The sequence below is a fragment of the Synechococcus sp. BA-120 BA3 genome (assembly GCF_034931285.1).
GTDB lineage: Bacteria > Cyanobacteriota > Cyanobacteriia > PCC-6307 > Cyanobiaceae > Cyanobium.
In genome coordinates this window covers 1-1,011 of record NZ_JAYGHZ010000199.1, presented here as the reverse complement: position 1 = coordinate 1,011, position 1,011 = coordinate 1, and the positions used below count along the sequence as shown (strand labels likewise).

The following is a 1,011-nucleotide window of genomic DNA, read 5'->3' as shown; positions in this document are numbered from 1 at the left end:
CGGCGGCGCAGGCCAGGCGCAGCAGGGGCCGGCCGGTCCGGTCCACCACGAAGCTGGCACCGTCGAAGACCAGCTCGTCGTTGCCGCCCACCTGGTTGAGGTAGACCACTGGCACCCCCAGCCGGGCCGCCGCCCGGGCCGCCAGCCCCTGGCGCACCTCCCCCTTGCCGCGGCCGAAGGGGGAAGCCGAGAGGTTGAGCAGCAGGTCGATCCCCGTGGGCACCAGATCGGCGATCGGATCCACCGCGTCCGGCCAGCGGCTGCGCAGGGTCTCCTCCACCCAGAGGTCCTCGCAGATCGTCAGCCCCAGGCGCCAGGGGCGGCCGCCCGCCACCAGCTCCAGCACCGCCGGGGCGTCGCCGGGCAGGAAGTAGCGGCGTTCGTCGAAGACGTCGTAGCTGGGCAGCAGGCGCTTGCGGCAGACGATCCGCCAGCCGCCCCGCTCCACCAGGGCCAGGGCGTTGTGCAGCCCCGGCTGGCGCCGGCCGGCCACCGGCTCGGCCACCCCCACCAGCAGGGACAGTCCCCCTGGGCAGGCTGCCGCCAGGGACGCGAGGACCCGCTCCTGGCGCTGGATCAGGGCGGGCCGCAGCAGCAGGTCGCGGGGCGGGTAGCCCCACAGCGACAGCTCGGGGGTGAGCAGCAGGTCGGCACCGCCGGCGCGGGCCCGCTCGGCGGCCGCCAGGATCCTCCGGCCGTTGCCCTCCAGGTCGCCCACCAGGGGATTGAGCTGGGCCAGGGCGAGGCGCATCAGGGCTCGGAGAGGCCGTAGAGATTGTGCTGCAGCAGCACCGGCCAGAGTTCGGACGGTACCTGGGCCGGATCGGGCTGCTCCCGGATCCGGGAACTGGCACTGGGGGGGATCGCCAGGGGCAGCAGGTCGACCGTCGCCCCCAGCCCCCGCAGCCGCTCCAGGTCCGCCGGCTGCAGGGGCCAGCCCTGGCGGCGGGCGATGCCGAGCCGGCAGCCGCGCAGCAGCTCCTCGGCCCGCCTCCAGCGGTGGATCTGGCC

The 1,011-nt window shown here is 75.7% G+C and carries 2 protein-coding genes; both read right to left on the bottom strand.

Annotated elements, in window-relative coordinates; all coding sequences use genetic code 11:
* Window positions 1-751 (bottom strand): nitrilase-related carbon-nitrogen hydrolase (locus tag VB737_RS07250; RefSeq protein WP_500312245.1); only part of this gene is annotated, 751 nt, incomplete at its 3' end.
* Window positions 751-1,011, bottom strand: a 261-nt coding sequence (locus VB737_RS07245) for a nucleotidyl transferase family protein (protein ID WP_500312244.1), incomplete at its 5' end; no start/stop codon positions are given. The genes VB737_RS07245 and VB737_RS07250, both read right to left, overlap by 1 nt.